The 23,251-nt window shown below is 35.5% G+C and carries 18 protein-coding genes; 4 read left to right on the top strand and 14 right to left on the bottom strand.

The window, feature by feature from the left end; genetic code table 11:
- Positions 1-110: 110 nt before the first annotated feature.
- The 6 genes from nrdJ to G6534_RS02050 form a co-directional block, all read right to left on the bottom strand.
- A complete protein-coding gene (nrdJ, locus tag G6534_RS02075; RefSeq protein WP_182083097.1) occupies positions 111-2,351 on the bottom strand; it encodes a ribonucleoside-triphosphate reductase, adenosylcobalamin-dependent in 2,241 nt (746 codons plus the stop codon).
- A gap of 494 nt (positions 2,352-2,845) precedes the next feature.
- On the bottom strand, positions 2,846-3,145 hold the full coding sequence (locus G6534_RS02070) for a hypothetical protein (protein WP_059074080.1): 300 nt from the start codon (positions 3,143-3,145) through the stop codon (positions 2,846-2,848).
- A 163-nt stretch (positions 3,146-3,308) separates the two neighbouring features.
- Positions 3,309-4,604 (bottom strand): SLAP domain-containing protein, encoded by a 1,296-nt coding sequence (locus tag G6534_RS02065; protein WP_182083096.1) that lies wholly within the window; start codon positions 4,602-4,604, stop codon positions 3,309-3,311.
- 117 nt (positions 4,605-4,721) lie between these two features.
- Positions 4,722-5,474, bottom strand: coding sequence for a hypothetical protein (locus G6534_RS02060; RefSeq protein WP_059074082.1), 753 nt, complete (start codon positions 5,472-5,474; stop codon positions 4,722-4,724).
- A complete protein-coding gene (locus G6534_RS02055; protein ID WP_059074083.1) occupies positions 5,471-5,812 on the bottom strand; it encodes a hypothetical protein in 342 nt (113 codons plus the stop codon). Before G6534_RS02055 ends, G6534_RS02060 begins: the two co-directional genes overlap by 4 nt.
- A 145-nt stretch (positions 5,813-5,957) precedes the next feature.
- Positions 5,958-8,981, bottom strand: a complete 3,024-nt coding sequence (locus tag G6534_RS02050) for an MMPL family transporter (protein ID WP_238788909.1) — start codon at positions 8,979-8,981, stop codon at positions 5,958-5,960.
- Positions 8,982-9,400: 419 nt separating this feature from the next.
- Here G6534_RS02050 and G6534_RS02045 point away from each other — a divergent pair, with 419 nt between their 5' ends.
- Complete coding sequence (locus G6534_RS02045; RefSeq protein ID WP_059074386.1) at positions 9,401-9,973, top strand: TetR/AcrR family transcriptional regulator; 573 nt, start codon at positions 9,401-9,403, stop codon at positions 9,971-9,973.
- A 165-nt stretch (positions 9,974-10,138) separates the two neighbouring features.
- Positions 10,139-11,392 carry an ISL3 family transposase gene (locus G6534_RS02040; RefSeq protein WP_182082569.1) on the top strand — a complete coding sequence of 418 codons (1,254 nt, stop codon included), beginning with the start codon at positions 10,139-10,141 and terminating at the stop codon, positions 11,390-11,392.
- A gap of 90 nt (positions 11,393-11,482) precedes the next feature.
- Here the strand turns inward: G6534_RS02040 and ptsP are convergent, their stop codons facing one another.
- Positions 11,483-13,207, bottom strand: coding sequence for a phosphoenolpyruvate--protein phosphotransferase (gene ptsP, locus G6534_RS02035; RefSeq protein ID WP_182083095.1), 1,725 nt, complete (start codon positions 13,205-13,207; stop codon positions 11,483-11,485).
- A complete protein-coding gene (locus G6534_RS02030) occupies positions 13,207-13,473 on the bottom strand; it encodes a phosphocarrier protein HPr (protein ID WP_059074389.1) in 267 nt (88 codons plus the stop codon). Before G6534_RS02030 ends, ptsP begins: the two co-directional genes overlap by 1 nt.
- A 326-nt stretch (positions 13,474-13,799) precedes the next feature.
- On the opposite strand from G6534_RS02030, the gene G6534_RS02025 reads away from it, so the two are divergent.
- Positions 13,800-15,998, top strand: coding sequence for an ATP-dependent Clp protease ATP-binding subunit (locus tag G6534_RS02025; protein WP_182083094.1), 2,199 nt, complete (start codon positions 13,800-13,802; stop codon positions 15,996-15,998).
- 58 nt (positions 15,999-16,056) lie between these two features.
- Here G6534_RS02025 and G6534_RS02020 read toward each other — a convergent pair whose 3' ends face one another.
- Together G6534_RS02020 and G6534_RS02015 are read right to left on the bottom strand one after the other, a co-directional pair.
- Entirely contained in the window at positions 16,057-16,611 is a 555-nt protein-coding gene (locus tag G6534_RS02020; protein ID WP_182083093.1) for a PepSY domain-containing protein, read from the bottom strand.
- A gap of 98 nt (positions 16,612-16,709) precedes the next feature.
- Complete coding sequence (locus G6534_RS02015) at positions 16,710-18,680, bottom strand: hypothetical protein (protein ID WP_059074391.1); 1,971 nt, start codon at positions 18,678-18,680, stop codon at positions 16,710-16,712.
- A 340-nt stretch (positions 18,681-19,020) separates the two neighbouring features.
- Here G6534_RS02015 and G6534_RS02010 point away from each other — a divergent pair, with 340 nt between their 5' ends.
- Positions 19,021-19,995, top strand: coding sequence for a MucBP domain-containing protein (locus tag G6534_RS02010; RefSeq protein WP_235586353.1), 975 nt, complete (start codon positions 19,021-19,023; stop codon positions 19,993-19,995).
- 53 nt (positions 19,996-20,048) lie between these two features.
- Here the strand turns inward: G6534_RS02010 and G6534_RS02005 are convergent, their stop codons facing one another.
- The 4 genes from G6534_RS02005 to hisE all read right to left on the bottom strand — a co-directional run bounded on the left by G6534_RS02005 (position 20,049) and on the right by hisE (position 23,250).
- Positions 20,049-20,678, bottom strand: coding sequence for a DUF47 domain-containing protein (locus G6534_RS02005; RefSeq protein WP_059074393.1), 630 nt, complete (start codon positions 20,676-20,678; stop codon positions 20,049-20,051).
- A 12-nt stretch (positions 20,679-20,690) separates the two neighbouring features.
- Positions 20,691-21,704, bottom strand: a complete 1,014-nt coding sequence (locus G6534_RS02000) for an inorganic phosphate transporter (RefSeq protein ID WP_182083092.1) — start codon at positions 21,702-21,704, stop codon at positions 20,691-20,693.
- A 118-nt stretch (positions 21,705-21,822) separates the two neighbouring features.
- Positions 21,823-22,905, bottom strand: a complete 1,083-nt coding sequence (gene hisC / locus G6534_RS01995; protein ID WP_182083091.1) for a histidinol-phosphate transaminase — start codon at positions 22,903-22,905, stop codon at positions 21,823-21,825.
- Between the two features lie 12 nt (positions 22,906-22,917).
- Positions 22,918-23,250 (bottom strand): phosphoribosyl-ATP diphosphatase, encoded by a 333-nt coding sequence (gene hisE, locus G6534_RS01990; RefSeq protein WP_059074395.1) that lies wholly within the window; start codon positions 23,248-23,250, stop codon positions 22,918-22,920.
- Between the last annotated feature and the right edge of the window lies 1 nt (position 23,251).

Genomic DNA, 23,251 nt, shown 5'->3' with positions numbered 1-23,251 from the left:
AATTGTAATCTTTCTCAACAAAATACAGTTTACAACCGTAAACACTATAAGTAAAGTTAAACGCTCAACAAAAAAACTCACCGATCATTTAATCAGTGAGTTATTAATTATTATCTAATTGGACAAGCACCGCCAGCACAATCTGATTGATCGACTAGTTCGATGTCTTTCTTGTCATGATTATCATTTTGTTCAGCAAAAACTTTAGCGACATTTTCGTCAACTTCTGATTCACGTTCTTGATAAACTTCCTTGTTGATTGGTTCCTTAGGAGCTTGTTTGAAGCCTGAACCAGTGTATGGCAAGAGTGATGTTGATTTCGTTACATTTCTGTATTGATACATCAATGGAGCGATTTGATCGCCTTCCTCTGGTTGGAAAGTAATCGTACAACTTACGGCATTATCTGACCAATAAGTTTGTAAGAATGCTTGTGTAGCGAATTGTTCAGCGATAGAAACTGATCCAGCTGAAGCAAAGTTAGGATCATCAGCATTTTCAGCCTTAACTGGGAATTCAACACACATTGTATGTTTTGTATAGATATCAGGTTCAATCTTATATCCACAAGCTTTCAAAGCTGGTAGAAGTGGATCTGAGTCTTGGAATCTGATTCTTTGAATTAAGTAACCTGCATAGTGGAAATGCATACCTTCAGACACTCCGGCAAGCTTAGCAACTGTACCAGATGGTTTAACAGTTGTGTGCTTGATAGATGCCTTACATCCTAATGCGTTTGAGTACTCCTTGTCAGCTTTAACGACTGTCTTATACAAGTCATCAAACTTGTCAGCAACACGTTGATCATAAATAGGTTTTTGAACTGTTTCACCTGTTTCAGGATCTGTGGTAGGTTCAAAACCAGTTACAACACGATTACCAAACGTTGTCAAAATCCAGTCTTGAATACCAGACATTGAAACACCGATACGACGATTCTTTTGAATAACCTTACGAGAAACTTCCCAGTCATAATTACTGAATGTAACACGTTTTGTATAACGAGCAGCTAAAGAAAAGGCTTCTTCCAAATCCCAGCCTTGTTCGCCAGCAATCAATGGAAATACTTCAAATAAGTTACATGGTTCACCATTACTTAGAGAAATTTCACCACATGGGTTAGTTCCTTCAACGCCATCATCAATTCCAGGTTGATAACCATCGATAGCACGACCGTAATTACGTGATAATTCAAGGTTAACGATTCCTGGTTCACCATTATGAGTGATTGAATCAGCGATAGGTGCATACTTATTGAACTTACTGTCAACAGCGACACTGTTATTTGAAGCCCAACGGTGGTGATAAAGTTTCTTTTGATCTTGCTTCATAGTAATAAAGTCGTCATCAGTAGCGCCACCTAGAGCAAGTTCAGCAGAACGACGAACATTTCCAGCAACGACAGTCTTACCGATCATATTACCCATATCGGTACAGTCAACTGAAGTTAACTTTCTACCAACAGCTTCATTCATAACTTCATTAATATCAAAAAGCATTTCAATCAATGGTACAGGACCAGATGCAGTACCACCAAAGCCCTTGATTTTTTCGCCTTTAGCACGGATGTCAGTAATATCTAGCACTACATCGTCCAAGCCATCATTTGTATCGTTAAAGTGGGCATCGATCATATTGGCATTACCAATAACCCAACCTTCACGTGTATCTGGTAACTCATAGTGACGTTTGTTGTCATATGAATTATTAGCTAACCATTCGTCACGATCCACAGCACCAGCAGCGATTGAATCTTTGTAAGAAGCACTTTCTTTACCGATTAAAACTGTCAAATTGACTTTATTGTCAACAACTGGCATCAACTTCATATTTGATGGGACAACGGAAAAGCCAACACCGCCACCCTTCATCAATTGATCAAACATAAATGAAAATGGCATTGAAACAGCCAATTGATCTTTTTGTAGATATGAAGGAACAATATGACTGTCACCATATTTTTGTGGTCTAACAGCGATAAACCAACAATTATTCAAAGCATCTCCATTACGATGTTGATACTCTGTTCCAGAAATCCAAAGATTTCTACCTGAAGGAGTGGCAGCTAATCCATAGATCAATTTATATAATTCTTGAGCTTCTTTAACTAAGCCATTATATTGTTCATCAGTTAAATCATCATTTTGCAAACGAGGGTCCAAATTGATATTACCTTCAACCACACGTTTAACTGTTTCAGACCAATTTTCAGTCCGACCTAATTCATCAATAAAACGAGCATAGGTACGTTTATATGTAACCCAGCCTAATTCACCCCAGTGGGGTTTAATTGTCTTTTTTACTTCGTCAACGAAGTCATCCGATAAAATAATCTTATTAATAGTGTTCATTAACATTCACTCCACAACTTTTTGATAACACAATATATAGTACCCCGATTTGATTTGAATAACAATATCTTGTGTCTAAATTTATTTGGCGAATAAATTGGCACTAAATCTAGTAGTTGTTATTCCGGCATTTATAATCAAAAAAAGGATCACCATAATTTAACAAATTCCTAAGAATTTTAAGCGCGAAAAACTAAGGTCGCAATTACTATTCTAATATCGATTTGAAAGACTTAGCAATGATTATTTTAATTTAAACTCACGCTCAAAATTCAAGTGGATAACGGCAAATTTTCTTCTTGACACGAACATATGGTTGTCATGTCAGGTGTTCCACAAGAAAAATAATTTTAGACATTAAAAAGTCCAGCTGATTCATAACGTATCAACTGAACTTTTCTAATTCTTCTTTCTTAAATGCCATTTATAACGCTGGTTAGCTATGTATTTCAACACTTTACCTAATTTATAACGACGTCTTTATAACGTGACGTCTAAAAATTTACTTGGTTAATATGAGATGCAACTTGTGAATTATATTGTGAGAATAAACCGATTTTATGATCTTTTCGATAATGATCCCAATCCATCTTACGAACCCAAATTTTGTCACTGTTTGCTTTAGTTTCGGAGACAAGTACCTTCGAGTGACTGATGGGATAAACGACGATTAGCAATAGTGAAATCAAATATCCCTTTGTGAAAAAGAGAAAGCTAATCACCATCACGAACGTTATAACGTCCAAAACGGTTAACCTTCGATAATATAGTTTTGATTGATTCAAAGTTTGCATCTCAAATCCCTCCTATCATTTTTCATGCTCATTATAATATTGCCTACAAAATTTAATTTAAACTAGTTTGAAGCTTAAGAATATCTTATCTATTTTGGATGCTAACTATTTGAATGCAAAAAAAATCCTCACTAGAAATTTTTATTCTAGTGGGGATTTTTGATTAAACTAAACTGCTTGCTTTAACCCATTCGTTAGTAGCTACTTGATAATAAGTTTCACCTTTTAGATCCATCTTATTAGCTGTTTGCCACTTGCTGCTTGGTGCTAAAGCACGACTAGTAATTGCCTGACCGTCTTTAGAATACAATTGGGCAACTGAACTACCGATTGTTACAACGCCTTTAGCAGGTGTTACACCAGTAGTATCATCGTTAACTGTTACGTCATTTGCTTTGACCCATTCGTTAGTTGCTACTTGATAATAAGTTTCGTCATTTAGAACCAACTTATTGGCAGTCTTCCAACTTGAATTAGCACTCAAAGCACGACCTGTAACTTCTTGACCGTCTTTAGTATAAACGTGAGTAATAGCATCTTTAGTTGTTACTACATTTTCAAATGGTGTGACATTACTTGTCGTAGCTTCAGATGTTACATCGCTAGCTTTGACCCATTCGTCAGTAGCAACACGATAGTAAGTTTTGCCATTGATAGTCTTTGATTCATAGTATTTCCATGAACTATTGGCACTCAATGTTCGACCACTGATAGTATTGCCATAAACCGTATAAAGTTGAGCTGTTTGATCTTTAACTGTTACGACACCAGTTGGTTGTTCAGAATCAGCATTCTTTGTTACTGTAACGATTTGCGTATTATTATCACTTTGCAAAGTTACTGACTTAGTAGCTGCTGTGTAACCACTAGGAATTTGACTGTCAGTTAAATCAACGGTATCCCCAACATTTTGACTGTAAATTTCTGCACGGCCAACTTCTGTGTTGTCAGCTGTCTTGAAAATCAATGTGTTGAAGACTTGTTTGTTGACTTTGATATTGTATTCTTTGCCATCTTCCAAGGTAATTGTCTTGTCAGCATCGTTCAACAAAGTACTGCCAGCTGGAATATCAGTCAAAGTATATTTGTTGCCATCGCCCCCATTAACAACCTCAGAATTAACTAAGTTATTATTTTGGTCAACATAATTAACTTTGGCAGAAATCATCTTAGTTACATTGACCTTAACGTTAGCGCCATCTTCTTGGAAGTTAGCAATACTACCAGAATAAGTATATCCATCTGGATAATAACCTAATGGTTGACCTTGAGTTCCTTGTAAACTCTTTTGACCAACTTTTTGATTATTATAATAGTAAGTAACGTTATTAGTTACACTAGCAGCGGCTTGAGTAGTAACTTTATCAGCGGCTTGAACGGTCTGTGTCATTGGAAGTGTACCAAGAACCATACCAGAAACTAGCAATCCACTAAATAGTAATGATGTACTCTTTTTCAATATAAACCCCTCCATATTTTTAATATATATGAATTTATATCATATATACCTTAATTATAAAGGGATGACATAATTTATTCGGATTTCGCAAAATATTTAAAACTTACTTAAAGATTATTAAAAATTTTGATTCAAATATTTCGTAATTTTAAAAATATTTGAATATTTTGCTTTATTTTCAGTTTGATAAAAAGCTGGATTATTCAAACGATATTTATCATTTTCTTTAATCCAAAAAGTAACTTCTGGATTATTTACAATATAAAAATTATCAGTTAATCCCATTTTTTGATATATTTTCTTTTGATAATCATTATCAGGGTGGTATTTATTCAATCCTAAAACTATTGTTTGACCAATCTTCGGTATTGGTTTGGTTAAAGTTTGACCGTATACAATCGTTTGTGGATCTTTAATTCCAAGTTGTTTGCCCATATATTGGCCTTCAATATTCACTAAATAATTTTTAGCACGAATCAAGCCTCCAGAAAATTCAGTTTTAATCGTTGCATGAGCCAATGATTTATCACCTGAAATAACTTTATCAATATAAATCGATGCTTTAGTTTCTGGCGTTAAAACGCGCTTTAATTCCGGCTCTAAATTAACTACTCTCGCTTTGACTACTAATTGGCTGCCATTCTTAAAACGTGCCCATGACATGTCTTCATCTTTATATCCTGAAGGTACCGAAAAAATTTTCTCTCCTGGAAATTCTACCATTTGAACCCTTTTTAGTTTTTTATTCCAGATCTTTTTATTTTTTTGAATCAATTCAGTTGGTACTTTTGAAGCCCGCGGTTGGTTTTGAAAACTACAACCAGCTAAAACAAGACTTAATAACGTTACCAAACCAAGGATTTTCTTCATCGATGGTCTCCTTTTTTAAATTGATTTCCAATAAATAATGTAATGGCTGTAAAAAACAATGCCATAATTGCAAAAATCACTAATGAAGTCCAGTTAACGTATCCAAAATAACTGCTATTTATCATCGTATACAAAAAGAAAAATATGAAGTCTATAATTGAAATCACTTTTTTACTTAGGTTAGTTGTTAATTGAAGTAATGATAATAAGAAAATCAAATAGACTTCCCAAGGAAGATTAATCCAAAAATTTCTCCCTTGAAATAAATTTATTCCAATAACAATAATCGTCCAAAAAAATAAGAACACTACAAAGTTCTTAATAACTCGATTTTTCATAGATACCCCCTGTAAGTATGATTTAAGGTTAACATAATTGTTTGTTTCAAAAAAACATCAAAAAAAGAGAACGTAATCATAAAACGCAACTCAAAATTGCTGTTTTGATTATGTTCTCTATTATTTTTTACGTAAATGAATAATTCTATTCGGTTTTTGCATCCCCAGAATCATCTTTTTTAGCAGATTTCTTCTCGGGTTTCTTACGATGAATCATTCGATCATCATGCCACTTAGTCAAACTGATCAATGACGACAAAGTCAATGGCAAGATAATAACTAAGATAATCAAACCAAAGATTACGCCTAAGGCCACTTGAATCAAGGTTGTAACGCCTGAAGGAATCAAAGCAGCAAAGGTACCACTCAAAATAATTGCCGCCGAGATAACGACAGTTCCAATTGCAGTGGCCGCATTGAGCATCCGGTCCTTCAAATCAGGCATTGGTTCATCCTTAAATCTAACCATCAAGAAGATACTGTAATCAACACCCAAAGCCATTAACATAATGAATGTAAAGAACGGTGTGTTCCAACTCAATAAGTTATCACCAAGAACACTCTTTGAGAAGATTCTTGTGATACCTAGAGCTGCTTCATAAGCTAACAACAAGGTTCCAATAATTGTCATTGGTTGCAAAATTGATTCAGTTACAACAATCAAGGCAATTCCGATACCAATGGTCATGATTAAAGCAGTTCTTCCGAAGTCACCATTAGCTAAAGTTCTCAAATCATTATTTTGAGAAGTTTCACCACCGACAGCAACTTTAGCATTCTTCAATGAACTGTGCTTTAATTGCGCCTTCATATCAGTTTGAATAGTCTTCAATTGTTTAGAAGTTGTCTCACTATTAGGATCACCCTTGAAGACTAATGTAATTGTAGCAATCTTACGATTGTTATCCATATAAGCATCAAGTGCTGGTTTAAAGGTCTTACTCTTAATAGTTGCTTTAGGTAGATAGAAAGTATCACCAACATAAGACTTACGTAGACCATCCAAATAAGTCTTCATGGTTGTATTACCTTTGGCAATTGTCTCTAAGCCACTGTCAGCAGAAACTAGACCCTCTTCCAATTGTGTTACTTGAGAACTCATTTGTTGAAGTTGAGTATTCATTTGTTGAACACCACTATTAACGGTTGCTGAACCAGTAGCTAAGCTTTGTCCGCCACTAGTCAAAGTTGAATTAGATGCTACTAATGTATTCGTTCCACTGGCCAATTGTGACATTCCTGATGTTAAGGTTGGAATTTGTCCTTGTAATTGACTCATGCCGCTAGAAACAGCACTAGAGCCACTACTCAATTGACTAATAGCACTTTGCAATTGACTGATCTCACCAGCTGCGGCACTAGTATCTTGTCCAGAGCTTTGTAGTAAGGTCAATAATTGCGTAGCTTGTCCAGATAAGGCACTAACTTGTGATTGTAGTTGGCTTAATCCAGATGTTAATTGTTGTGAGCTACTTGTTAAAGTAGAAACGCCACTGCTCAATGTAGGCAACTGACTATTAGCGCTTTGTAAGCCGTTATTAACAGTTGAAACACCAGAAGTATACTGATCAATACCACTAGATAACTGTTGTGCTCCTGCTTGCAATTGACTAGTTCCATCTGCTAACTCTTGAACTTGAGAAACACTGCCACTAATATTGGCACTTTGCAATTGTGAACTAGCGGAATTCAAACCGGATTTAATCTTTTCTAGACCCTTAGTTGAAGTATTTAAACCATTAGTAATAGTTACCAATTGATTCTTCAAATACATACTCTTGATCTTAGATCCACCAGGTTGAGTAGCTGAAGTAACTGTTTTAACACCTGGTTCTTGTTTAAGATATTGAGTTAATTTATCAATATCTGCCAAATTTTCTTGCGATGTTAACTTAGATTTACTTTGAATATAAATCGTTGCTGGTGCTGACATTCCCTTGCTAAAGTGGCTTTGAATAACTTTATAACCATATTTAGCTTGATAACTATCAGGAACTTCATCAGCGTTATTAAAGTTTAATGTTGAACTGCTATTAACTAAGAAAGGCACTGCTGCTACAGCAATAATTCCCAAAATAACAACTGGATATGCTAAAGCTGCACGTGATAATCCATACCAAATGTGACTCTTACCACTACCAGCACTAACCTTACTTGGCCAGAACATTTTCTCACCAAGTGTCTGCATAAAGAACATGTTCAAAGTCAACAAGACAGCTAGTAAGACTAGAACACCAATAGCTACTCCGACAGCACTTTGATAGAAGGAGAACTTAGCTAGTGAAAGAACAGAGAATCCAATTAAAACAGAAATCCCACTATAAAGAATCGTTCGGCCACCATGCTTTTGTGCATCATGAGCTGCTTCTTTAGCCGACAGTCCCCTAGCCAACGCTCCTTTAAAGTAATTATAAAGTAAGATATTGTAGTCTGTTCCGATACCAAACAAAACTACGACCAAGAATACTTGAGTAAAGTTTGAAATTGGAAAGTTCACCTTTTCTGCAAGATTCATTACGATGCTTAACGATGTAATAAAGGCCACACCAACGTTTAGCAATGAAATCAATGGCACGATTGGTGAACGGAAAACTAAAATCAAAACGATAAAGATGAAAATTATCGCGATTACTTCAGTTTTCTGAATCCCCTTTTCTGTAACGGTTGAGAATTCATCATTCAATGCATCCGCACCAGTTACATACGTTTTAATACCAGAAATCTTTAATTGATTTTTTAATTTTTTGACTTGCGTCCCAACAGCATTATCATCTTTAACCGTGACTTGAGCTAATTGAGTCGTTTTGTCCTTAGCAATCAATTGTTTCTTTGTTTGAGCATTATCACTTGGACCCATAACTTTTTTGATTTTCAGTGATTTTTCATTGCTCAATTTATTTAATTGATTGTCAATTTTCGTCGATTGATTTGGAGTTAATTTAGCTCCACTGCCATTTTTAAAGACGACAGTATAAGTTATAACGGACTTATTTCCGTTAGCTTTCTTCTCAATCTTAGAAGCTTTTTGACTCTCAGTATAATTAGGCAAAGTAATATTACCCTTATTTCTCACTAATTGAGAAACATTAGGCATCATTACTAACGCCGCTATCACTACAATGATCCAGCCAATTAACGCTACAAGATATTTATTTTTAATCTTTCCCACAAGAATAGCTACTATATTAAACACAACCTATGTAAAATACAGTTTTTCCTTTCTCGAATCTATTAGTCATGATAATGCAAGCATTACTGTAATAAATTGATTGAAATCATTTAATTCAATCCGACATAATTAATCACATCCGTGTTCAGATTCCCCATGCGTATCATGCCATATTAATCATTTTATTACTAGAAATATGCAGTACATATCAAGATTATGAATATCGAATATATACTTTCTGAAAATTCATTTTCAATCATAAAATTGTTGCTTTATTTATACAAGAGACAATAATTTTATATTAGCTCATATTTTGACATTTTTTTAAAAACGCAAAATACTAGACACTAGTAAATCTAGAATCAAGGAATTTCTTATGTTAGGCTTAAATTAAGATTTTTTATTGGGAGAAATAATATATGAAAATAGATGTGACTAAGCACCTGACCTTAGGAGCCAAACGAACTTTAAAGGCCTTTCGTATTGCAATGTTTGAAGAATTAAGTGAAAAAGAATTCGATAAGATCACTGTAAATGATATTTGTCAACGCAGCGAGTATCCCCGTGCTACTTTTTATAATTACTTTGATGATAAATTGGACTTGTTACAATATCTCTGGTCTTATATCGCAAAAGATGTTTTCGAACGATTATCCATTACTTCTGAAAATAATACTTTGGTAGATGCTTTCAATTTATTATTAGGCTTTTTCCACAGTAACGAATCATTACTAAATAGCATTAAAGAAAATAATGGTGTTAATTCACATCTTTGGCACAATATGTCAGGATATCTAAAGCATGAGGTTAATAAAGTGGTTTATCAATATTGTGCTGACAATCATTCCAATCAGGTCCCTGCCAAAATGTTGTCACGTTTTTTCAGTGATCTATTAATTGGTATGTTAGAGTGGTGTTTATTCGATGAACCCGACATCGAAACTAAAACAGCTGATAGATATTTAATCGCCTTACTAAATGGAAAATTTTGACAAAAAAAGAGCTCGCAAAAATTGCGAACTCTTTTGGTTCTAAACTTTCTGGTATTGATGAACAATCAATACCAGTTTTTTTTATACTCTTTGAAATAAAAAAAGAACATCACTGTTCTCGTGTTAAGATTTAAGCGACCAAACCAAATCAAACAGGAGTGAACAATGGTGTCCCAAGACAATTCTATACTATGTGCGCTAGACATAAAAGACAATAATATAAAAAATGTTTCAGTAAAAGATTCCAAAATAAAAAAACATGGTGTTATAAAACACATCAAAGTGGTGAATGCTGAACTATCTTATTCTTTACATAGGTGCCCTCAATGTGGAATGAATACACTAGTTAAAAATGGTAAAAGAACCACTAATGCAAGATTAGCTAGCTTTAATGGTATCGAGTACCACCTAGTACTAAGAAAGCAACGATTCCTGTGTAGGAACTGTGGAAGCACCTGCGGTGCCCACAGTGATCTATTGATAAAAAATCATACTATGACCAAACAGATTAAGAATAGAATCTTTTCCATGGCTAAAGAATCATTTACTCTGTCATCAATAGCTAAAGTCATCGGTATTTCAGCCAATACTGTAAGTAGGATTTTATATAGTAATACCAAAATTCCTAATAGATGTGCGCATTTGCCAGAAAATCTTTGTTTTGATGAGTTTAGATCCGTAAAAAATATTTTTACATTTATCGCCATCGATGCGGATACGCATCGGTTGGTCGAATTGATACATGACAGACTGTCTAAAACAATAACTGAACACTTTATAAATAATTACAGCTTATCGGAACGACAAGCCGTAAAAACCGTATCAATCGACTTAAATGCCAACTATCAATTAGTCGTTCATCGTATATTCCCCAATGCTCGCATTGTCGTAGATAGATTTCATATAGTTCAACTTTGTAGTAGAGCCTTGGATCAAGTACGTATCAATTCTTTAAAAAAATTGCCTGATAAAAAATCTCGTATATATAAAGCGATGAAATCTGATTGGCGTCTATATCATCTTCCAGAGGAAGATGTAGACGATACTCATATAAAATTTATTGTCGGCATAAATGAATTTACGACTATTCAAAATGTCATCGATATAGCTACTGATGAAATACCAATTTTCAAGGAAGCTTATGGTACTTATCAGAGTATTCAAAGATCAATAAGATATCATGACATAAATCTACTTCAAGAAACTACTTCTGGATATAAAAGAAATGGGACTGCAATGGATACAGCCATTACAACGTTACGAAAAAACATAAATTATGTGAAAAATAGTTGCTTATTGCCATATTCCAATGGTCCTCTAGAGGGCACCATTGGAAAGATAAAGAAACTAAAAAGAAATTCTTATGGCTTTAGAAATCTTGAACACTTTATTAAAAGAATAAGACTGATTTGTGCATAGAAAAAGAGCATCCTCGATGAGGATGCTCAATGAGCTCAAAATCATTCATCAATACGATTTGACAAAGAGCCACTCTTTTTTAATACACAATTACTTGTTTAGATATTCTTCAACAAGCTTCTTGTTATCTTCATTAGTGATTGATTCATTAACAGCACGGTCAGCTAATGTAGCTAAGTCCTTTGTGCTCAACTTCTTCATCAAACTTCTTACACGAAGTACTGATGTTGCACTCATTGAGTATTCATCAAGACCCATGCTTAATAGTAGTGGAAGCATTGTGTTATCACCAGCGGCTTCACCACACATACCAGCCCACTTACCTTCTTTATGAGCTGATTCAATAACATGTTTGATCAATCTCAAGATTGAAGGGTTATATGGTTGGTATAGGTATGAAACGTGTTCATTACCACGATCAGCAGCCATAGTATATTGAATCAAATCGTTTGTTCCAATACTGAAGAAGTCAACTTCTTTAGCAAATTGGTCAGCAAGAACAGCAGCTGCAGGAACTTCCATCATCATTCCTAATTGAATGTCATCGGAAACCTTAACGCCGTCTTTAACTAATTTAGCCTTTTCTTCTTCAAAGACCTTCTTAGCATCTCTAAATTCTTGCAATGTACCAATCATAGGGAACATGATACGTAAGTTACCAAAAGCAGATGCACGTAGCAATGCTCTTAGTTGTGTTCTGAAGATTTCTTGTCTATCCAAACTGATACGGATAGCACGGTAACCTAGGAATGGGTTCATTTCTTCAGGAAGTGGTAAGTATGGCAAATGCTTGTCACCACCGATATCCATTGTACGGACAACGACTGGCTTACCTTTCATTCCTTCAAGAACCTTCTTGTAGGCCTCAAATTGATCATCTTCAGTTGGAAGTTTATCTGATTGCATGTACAAGAATTCTGTACGATACAAACCGACACCTTCGGCACCATTATCAATAACACCTTGTAAATCATCAGGAGTACCGATATTAGCAGCAATATCAAAGTGCTTGCCATCAGCTGTAACTGAAGGTTCGTCCTTTAATTTTTCCCATTCTGCTTTTTCTTCGGCAAACTTCTTGGCTAATTCAGCGTAATGTTTGATATCGTCATCAGTTGGTCCAACAATTGCAGCACCGTCTAAACCATCAACGATGACTGTATCGCCTTCTTTAACGTCTTTAGTGATTGTATCTGTACCAACAACAGCAGGTAGTTCCAAAGAACGAGCCATGATAGCTGAGTGGGCTGTACGACCACCAATATCAGTAACGAAACCTTTAACATACTTTTTGTTTAATTGAGCAGTATCACTTGGTGTCAAATCATGAGCAACGATAACAACTTCGTGGTCGATCAATGCTGGATTTGGTAATGCTACACCTAGTAAATGAGCCATAACACGCTTTGTGACATCGCGTACATCGGCTGCTCTTTCTTGCATGTATGGGTTGTCTGTCATTCCTTCAAAAATAGAAATGAAGTTTTCTGATACATCATGTAATGCTTGTTCAGCATTAACACTCTTATCTTTTACTTCTTGTTCAACGGCACCCGTAAATTCTGGATCAGCCAAAATCATCTTATGTGCATCAAAGACTTGAGCTTCTTCTTCACCTAGAGATTCCTTAGCGGTATCTCTGATTTTTGTTAGTTCATCATCTGATGTTGAAATAGCATCTTTAAGACGACTGATTTCTGCATCAGCATCTGAAATACTTTTCTTAGTGAAAGACAAATCTGGTTGAACTAAAAGGTATGCTTCTGCAGTTGCGATACCATCACTAGCTGCAATCCCTTTAATAGTTTTAACCATTATTCTGCCAAACCTTCCTTTGTCATTGTATCTGAAATAGCTACGATTGCGTCAGCAGCATCGTCACCATCGGCTGTAATTGTAACGTCAGCACCTTGGCCAACACCTAGTGACATAACACCCATGATTGACTTCAAGTTTACTGATTTACCTGAAAATTCGATGTTAATGTCTGAGCTAAACTTGCTAGCTGCTTGTACCAACATAGTAGCTGGACGTGCGTGGATTCCTGTTTCTGCAATAATGTGAAATTCTTTCTTTTCCATAATAAATACCTCACCATATAGTTATAAAATTCTGTAGGAATACTACAAATATTCACTAATTAATTTACCATTATCTTTCATTTTTCACAAGGGGCATGCTCAAAAAAAGTGAATATAAGCCAACTGCGATAAGACGTTTAACGCTTACAACGCTACTCCCTGAAAGCGTTTATATTATCAAACTTTTTCAAAGAAATTTGAAAAAATATTTTTATCTACTATTAATATAATAAAATTTTCCAATCTCAAGACTTAGCACTTGCATTCGTCGAGTGCTAATTATATACTACCGTTGTATCCTGTGATAGAGGAAAGGTGGGGTGCGTATGTTATGTCAGAATTGTCACAAGAATGAAGCAACAATTCATCTCTATACAAGTGTTAATGGTCAAAGGACAGAAATCAATCTCTGCCAAAACTGTTATCAAAAATTAAGAAATCAAGCTAACGAAGGTATGAATAATATGGCACAAAATCCGAACGGTGGATTTTCTAGTTTTGAAGACTTGTTCAACGCCTTAAACGGCGCACAACAACCTAATGCTTTCGAGCAACAAGGTCCCCAAACCCAAACTGGTGGCGGCAATGGAAATGGTCGCAGACCTAGAGGTAACGGAGTCTTAGATCAATATGGTGTCGATCTTACTGACCTTGCCAAAAAAGGACAGATCGATCCAGTTATTGGTCGTGACAAGGAAATTAATCGAGTAATTGAAATATTAAATAGAAGAACAAAGAACAATCCTGTTTTAATTGGTGAAGCAGGTGTTGGTAAAACTGCTGTTGTTGAAGGTCTTGCTCAAAAGATCGTTGACGGCGATGTACCAGAAAAACTACAAAACAAACACGTTGTACGTCTAGACGTCGTTTCTCTAGTTCAAGGTACCGGCGTTCGTGGTCAATTTGAACAAAGAATGCAACAACTTATCAACGAACTTCAAAAGAATCAAAATATCATCCTCTTTATCGATGAGATTCATGAAATTGTTGGTGCTGGTAATGCTGAAGGCGGCATGGATGCTGGGAACGTTTTGAAACCTGCCCTAGCCCGTGGCGACATTCAACTAGTCGGTGCAACAACTTTGAATGAATATCGGACAATTGAAAAGGACTCTGCTCTAGAACGTCGTCTCCAACCCGTTCAAGTCAATGAGCCAACTGTTGATGAAACTATTCAAATTCTTAAGGGTCTTCAACCTAAATATGAAGATTATCATCATGTTAAGTACTCTAGTGAAGCTATTACAGCTGCAGCTGAATTATCAGCTCGTTATATCCAAGATAGATTCTTGCCCGATAAGGCTATTGATTTGATCGATGAAGCTGGTTCAAAGAAGAACCTACAAATCAATCACGTCGACATGGCTGACTTAGACAACAAGATCTCCGATGCCGAAGTCCAAAAGCAAGCTGCCCTACGTAATGAAGATTACGAAAAAGCTGCTTATTATCGTGATCAAGTTACAAAATTCCAAGATATGAAGAATAGCAACAAGGATGAACCTGCTGGTCAAAATATCGTTACCGATAAAGAAATCGAAAAAATTATCGAAGAAAAGACCAACATCCCTGTCGGTGAATTACAATCTAATGAACAAGCTCAATTAAAGAACTTGGAACCAGATTTGAAGAAACACTTGATTGGTCAAGATAAGGCCGTCGGTGATGTAGCACGTGCAATCCGTCGTAACAGAGTTGGCTTTAACAAGTCTGGTCGTCCAATTGGTTCCTTCCTATTCGTTGGACCTACTGGTGTTGGTAAGACAGAGCTTGCTAAACAACTTGCTCGTGAACTATTCGGTTCCGAGGATTCAATGATTCGTTTCGACATGTCTGAGTACATGGAAAAGCATTCAATTTCTAAGTTGATCGGTTCACCTCCCGGGTATGTTGGTTACGAAGAAGCTGGTCAATTAACTGAAAAGGTTCGTCGTAATCCATACAGTCTAGTTCTACTAGATGAAATTGAAAAAGCTCACCCTGACGTTATGCACATGTTCTTGCAAATCCTCGATGATGGTCGTTTGACAGATTCTCAAGGTAGAACTGTTAGTTTCAAGGATACTATCATCATCATGACTTCAAATGCCGGACAAGGCATGCAAGAAGCTAACGTTGGATTCAGTGCTGAAGCAAATGGAACAACAAATTCAATCATGAATCGCTTGTCTGAATACTTCAAGCCAGAATTCTTGAATAGATTTGATGGTATCGTTGAATTCAACTCCTTGACTAAAGACAACCTCTTGAAAATTGTTGACTTGATGCTCGACGATACTAACAAGATGATTGCTGATCAAGGTCTAAGCATTCATGTAACTAAAGATGCTAAGGATAAATTAGTTGATTTAGGTTACAACCCTAAGATGGGTGCTCGTCCACTCCGTCGTGTAATCGAAGAACAAATTGAAGATAAAGTTGCCGACTACTTCCTAGATCATCCAAAGGATAAGCAATTAGAAGCACATGTCGACAAAGATGAAATTAAAATTTCTAAGTATAGTGCACCTGATACTGAAGAATAATTAGTGGTGCTAAACAAAAACACGAGGCCAACATGGCTTCGTGTTTTTTTGTCTATGATTAATCTTTTTCAGTTTTAAGAACTTTGCCTTTTTGAGCATCAATCTGAACTTCAGTCTCGGTATGTCCGTTGACTACTTTAACTTCCCAAAAAGTTACACCCAATTTTTGCTCTAATTTAAATTCAGTGGCTTTTCCACCTTTAGCAGCTTTTTTTGCAATCTGAGCCGCTTTATTGAGAGTAATTAAATTATCCAAATTCAATTTTTCCGTCTTAGCTTCAGAACGGTCTTCCTCATCTAAGGGTTCTTCTGATTTTTGTTTTATTTTTTTATTGATGGCATTAATGTTGAGCTGATATTCAGTTGTTTTATCAGCCCCTTCAATTGTATAGACTGGTTTCCCCAAATGTTTTTCCAGTTCAATTGAAATAATATCAGCTTTTGGAAAGTTCTTTTGATACAACTTGATGGCTTCATTGACGCTAACTTTAGTCTCGTCTTTTAACTCACTAGTCGTTGTTGAGTTATTGTCAGAACTATTAGATCCGTTAGAACAACCAACGATTACTCCTGTCATCAACAATAAAACAACTCCCAAAAAATACTTCTTCATTAATATCACCCACTTTTATTTTTACATTACTCTAATTATATTGGAATATAGTGATTTTTACCAAAGAAACGAAGCAGACATTTGCCCACTTCGTTTCTTTAAATACTATCCGTAAATACCCAGTTTAATTTGGTTTCATAATTTCCCGAGGCATTTAATTGCTTGTTGTCTAATTCTAAAAGAATTCCTTTATCCGCTTGCCAACTTAAAGAAGTCATTTCTTGACCCGATTTTGTTTGAGAAACGATAGCTGAACCAGTTAATAAGTCTTGTTCATAATCATCGTCGAAAAATTTCAAATGACCAGCCAAAGTATTCTTGCTATCTTCACTGACAAAATCACTATCTTGAGAAACTGACAATGTGATTGGTGTTTTATCTCTTCTCATATCGTCAACGTCCATAACATTATCCGGCCAATTACTTTCATCATTTTGGCGGAAAATTACTTTATCATTACCAATTGGTCTAATTGAACCATAATCAATATCTTTGATCGTATACTCCAGCCTATTAGTCGTTAAATTCAAGGAACGTGGCGTACCGATTTTTTGGACACTGTTACCGGAATCATCCGTTCCCGTCAAATAAGCAATTGAACGATAATTTTCACGCTTATTAACCGTCCCTACTGTAGTATCAACCACCAAATCAGCTGACTTCTGAATACCTAGATTGATATTCTTAACTATTAGTGTTAATTCGTTGGAATCAGAATCTTTTTTGATTTCATAATCCGTGTCACTTAATTCTTGATCATCCAAAGTAACCTTATTGATTGTCGTTCCAGCACGTAATGGCAAATTGTACGTTGCATCTTTTAACTGTCCGCTACTACTATTGTTAGTAATAGTGGTTTTAAAGACTACATTATCATCACTATTAACGTCATAGAGGTTGGTCGAATTATCGCTACTATTGTTAAAGGTCTTATTTTCCAAAGTATCTTCTAGAGAAATATCCGGTCCTCCATCAGGTAAGACGTGTAAAGTTGCTTCATTGGTCGTATATTCGTAAGTCTTCCCATTAGCTTTTACCGTGATATAAGCAAAGAACAACGTTCCATCATCATTTAAAGTCGTCTTCGGCGTTGTATGTGAAATTGCATTATTACCAACTTCAATTTCTGATTGTTGATGAGTGATTGGATCTTCTTTGAACCAACGAATCGAGTAATTCATATCTTCTTGTTCATCAAACTCACCAATATTACCCATCAATTCAAATTTAGCAGTTTCTCCGGCTTTGACAGTTTGATCTTCCAAACCACCACCAACAGTAACTTCAGCACTGCCGGAAACCTTGGTACCATCGTTATTGATAGCTGTAGCCGTTACTGTAACGACCCCGGATTTAGTTCTTGTATTAGCCGTAATCAATCCCGAATCTTCATCAATCGTTGCTAAATCAGTATTATCAATGCTCCACTTGATATCGCCAGTAAAGTTAGCAGGCATAACTTTAGCATGAGCATAAGTTGAAGTCGTAGTAATTTCGGAATCATAGTTATAAATATAATCATCATCGACCGAAACCTCAACATCAGTTGCTGAAACGTGCTTATCTAAGGCATGAACAGCCGCAACTTTTGAGTAGACTGTTGGTGCAAGTGGTGTTGAAATTGCCATGTACCACTGTACTTCCTGTTGATAATATTTCGTACCTATTTCTTTAGGGGTAACCGTTAAATTTTTCTTTGTTCCACCATTTTTCTTTGAAACTTCGCTCCATTTTGTTCCGTCAGTCGTTTCATACCATTGGTAGTGTGCCCATGATGTTAAAGTAAATATGGTCGTCCAAAAAGATCTACCTTGATCGGTTCTCAAAGTCGTTGAACTATCAACTACAGTATAGTTATTTGATTGTGGTTGGAGATTGTATCCTGACGTCATCCAAATACCTAAAAATTTTCTAACATCGCCAGTTGGTGTTTTATAAGGTGTGATATCTTCTACGGGAATCTCTTCATTAGCTGACACTTCACGTTGAATCTTATCCGAGAAAAGACAAGCAGCCATAAATGTTAACATGGCAATCAATAATGCCCATTTAACGTTTAATTTTTTCATGATGAAACCCCTTTCTTCATATTAGCCAAGAAATTATATCACGATACAATTAGTATATTAATTCACATTACGCAATATTAATTTTACAAAAGTGATATATTTTTTAAGATTATTTCATTGACTTCTGAAAAAAGCGTGTTCCATAGTTTTTAACTAAAATAAAATGTTAAAAAATTCTTTACAGTTTATTATTTTTCCTTTAAATATCCTTAAGATACCTACATAAAAGGAATTCTACTGATTTATTCATGTTAGAATGACAATAATTTAATGTTAGAAGGGAATTATTATGGGAAAGAAAACTCGCCAACACCACTTTTCCCATAACGGGGAAAAGACTATGGAAAATGATGTATTATCACCAAAAGTAAAAAAATTAACCCGCGATGATGTTGAGATCAAGGTCCACTATGTCAATTCTTTAGGTAAAGACATTGCCAAAACGGTCACAATCAAAGGTCACTATTTAGATAAATTAGACATTCCTTGGCAAGAAATACCTGGATATGTTTTGTCTTCAGTAACTAACTTCCAACAAACCTTCATCCCCAACTCTGACGGAATCTATCTAGTTTACGCCAACCAACTTTCCGCACCAGTCATTGTTTATCATCGTAATACTGAAGGTAAACTGATTGCCGACCCACAGTATTTAGTTGGTGATCTTAATCGAGAATTCGACACGGAACCTTTGGAAGAAGCCAATCATTTCTTGGTTCACTCGCCGAAAAAAGCTAATGGTCAATTCACATCTAAGGTTCAAGAACAAGAATACATTTACAACGTTCTTCCTATTAAAGAGTATCGAACTAACAAAGACTTATTTGTGGAAACTTCTGATAATGTCAAGGTCTTCAATCAACCGCTCAATAAAGTGCCTTTAGAAAAGACTTTGCCTTATGGAACATCCTGGAAAGTCTACCGTGCTGTTCAAGAAACTTATAATGGAACGATCTGGTACAACTTAGGTGGTAATACTTGGGTACCTAGTACTGAAAGTATTGCAACTAAAATCATCAAGCAAACATCTCCTCGTCAAGAAATGTTAAATAGTCCGCTTGCTCAATCTGCCGAAAACATTAGTTACACTTATTCAGTAATCGACAGTATGCCAATCAACAAATCCGTTAAAGTAATGTATTATCGTGACCAATACATCACAGCTTGGAAAACTCCTTATGGTGACATGGATAATCAACGTTATCAAGGTGGTCAAAACGTTTTTGTTAAACAATTAGTTCAACTTGATAATTACAGTGTTTGGGCCGAGTTAAAAGACGGTTACTATGTTGAAAGTAAATATTTAAATATTTAAAGAACAAAAAATCGTATCGAAAATGTAAATTATATTCGATACGATTTTTTATTTTAACTATTTTTAATAACCAATCCCGTAATAACATCAGCACAATCTTCACAAGCATCTAAAACTTTTTCGAAACCAGCATAGACTTTTTGCCAACGAATTATATCAATAGGATCAATATTTTCTTCCCTAAACAAACTACTTAATTCTTTCGTATAAAGATTATCGCCTAATGATTCAATATGATTGGCTTGATCAACATTTTTTTGCAAGGTCTTAGAATTCTTATAATGAGAAAATTCCTTAACTGATTGTTGAACAGCTTTAACTGCCTGACAAATTAAATCCATAAATTCTTCAGTATGTGGACGTAATTCTTGAACATTGAGATAGTGAAATTCATACGTCAATCCATTAATACCATCAATGATGTTATCTAATTTATCTACTAATTGAACGATATCCTCACGATCTATTGGTGTGATGAATGCTACATAGAGTTCTTGCATAATCTCCTTAACATCAGCATCGCCATCAGTTTCAATTTCATGAATTTTTTGACTCTGCTTCACTAATTTCTCTGAATCAAAATCATTTATGATTTCATTGAGCAATTCACTGGATTTTAATGCATCACTAGACATGTGCTCCATCGCAACAAAAAAATCAAACTTCTTCTTTTTAAAAACCATTTCGTTTGCCCCCTAGAAAATTGCCATAAATAATTTTGACATAAAGTAAGCTATCAAACCACAGCCGGGAAAAGTTAACACCCAAGCCCAAACCATATCTCTTACAATGCTCCAATCGACAGAAGACAATCTTTTGGCAGCACCCGCTCCCATAATGGCAGTTGTCTTCGTATGCGTAGTCGAGACAGGAATTCCAAATAATGACGAGAAGAATAAAGTTATCGCTGCACCTAAGTCAGCTGAAAATCCTTGAAATTTCTCCAATTTGACCATGTCCATCCCAACGGATTTGATGATACGCATCCCACCAACGGAAGTTCCAACTCCCATCGTAACTGAACACAAAATCATAACCCAAATGGGTATCGTAAAACCGCCAGCTGTTTTGTCGACTAAACCGTTATAGTAAAGTGTCAGCATGAAAACACCCATGAATTTTTGACCATCCTGAGCACCGTGTAGAAAAGCCATTGCCATCGCACTAATTGCCTGTCCAAAAGTAAAAAATTTATTAGCAATCAGACGATTAATTGGTCTAAATATCCAAATAACTATTTTAGTAATGACATACCCTCCGCCAAGACCAAAAACAGTTGAGACAATCAATCCAATAATAACTTTCCACCACTCATTTATATTGACAGCATCAAGACCACCCAGAGCCATTGCTGCTCCAGTTAACCCCGCGATCAAGGCATGCGATTCACTCGTTGGGATTCCAAACCACCAAGCAGCCACTGCCCAAGTAACGATGGCAAATAAAGAAGCCGCAAGAGCAATTTGACTAGTATTGCCTGCACCATCAAAACTGACAATATTACTGATTGTTTCTGCGACTTGAGCATTAAAAATAGTCATTACTAAAGCACCTAAAAAATTCATTACCACTGCAATATAGATTGCAACATTAGGTCGTAATACTCTAGTCGATACTGCCGTAGCAATAGCATTGGGCGCATCAGTCCAACCATTTACAAAAACTACTGCCATAACTAATACGATTGTTACGATCAAAGCAACATTCATAATGACACCCACTTCATTATTTTTATTCTATATATTTATGATAGCGTATTCTAAAAGTGATGTCTTTAACAAATCGAAATTAATTATAATTTCACAAAGAACAGCATCCAGCAGTAATCTAATTTAAAACAGAGTCAAAAAAGTCCGCCATGATTTTTTGTATTTTGAGATTATCCTTTGGAGTACCAATAGACAAGCGTAACCAGTTAGGACGTAAACCGGTCCTAATTAAATATCCATTTTCTAATAAAACTTGGGCTAATTCATGAGCTGCAGCTGTTTCAAAGAAAACAAAGTTTGCCTGACTGTGATAAAATTTCAAATCTAATTTCTGGAAAAAATCTTCATATTTTGTCCGTTCAAGTGCATTTTTAGCAACAACTTGATCAACAAAATTTTGATCCTTAAAGGCTGCAATCGCTGCTGTTTGGGCAATCGAACTAACATTATAAGGCAAACGAACTTTTTGTACTTCACCAGCAATTTGATTTGAAAAGACTGCATAACCTACTCGAAAGTTAGCTAGTCCATACGCCTTAGAAAAAGTACGCATAACAACGATATTAGGATATTTCTTCGTTAGATCCATGGCCGTAGCTGGTTCTTGTTCAGTCACAAAATCGATATAGGCTTCATCAACTAAAACCATCGTTTCTTTAGGTACTTGCTGAACAAATTTTTCGATTGATGCAACAGTTTCCAAAGTACCAGTTGGATTATTCGGATTGCACAACCAGATCAATTTCGTTTTATCGGTAATATTCTCTAACAAGGCCGTAAAATTTATTTGACCATTTTTCTTAGTAGCGACCTCTTTAATAACTGCTTCTTCAATTTCTGCATGTAAGGCATATTCAGAAAAATTTGGTACACTGACGAGTTCTTCATCGCCAGGTTGTAAAAAGACTCGTGACAACATGACGATGACCTCATCTAAACCGACTCCAAAAACAATTTGACTAGGATCTAGAGTAAATTTTTCAGCCACTAAATCACGTAATTCTTGAGCTGAACTATCAGGATAACGATTGCTTAAATCATAGTCCCAATCTAAAATAGCTCGTTTAACTTTAGGTGAAGTCCCATAAGGATTCTCATTAGCTGATAAGCGAACAATTTTTTTCAAACCTAATTCATCTTGTAATTGTTGCAACGGCTTTTCTGGAACATAGGGATTCAATTCTTGAATTATTTTCTTCATATTTATAACCTCTTACAAATCTTTGATTTCAGGACGGTCTTTAAATTGACTCATCAAGCCTTCTCTTTGAGCCAACTCTTTTTTTATTTGATCAAAAGTAATGCCTTGTTGTGCCCACAATACACACAGGTGATACAACAAATCAGCTGACTCATAGACGAGTTCTCCATCACCACGGGGCTTCCCCGGATTTTTGGCCGCAACGATTACTTCGGTTGATTCTTCTCCGACTTTTTTTAAAATTTTATCCAAACCTTCAGAAAATAAATAATCAGTATAAGAACCTTTCTTAGGATTTGTTTGACGTTCCTTTATTAAGTTATATAATTCATCTAAATTTTGCATA

The organism is Companilactobacillus pabuli (assembly GCF_014058425.1).
GTDB classification, from domain to species: domain Bacteria; phylum Bacillota; class Bacilli; order Lactobacillales; family Lactobacillaceae; genus Companilactobacillus; species Companilactobacillus pabuli.
This window is presented reverse-complemented; position numbering and strand designations above follow the sequence as displayed.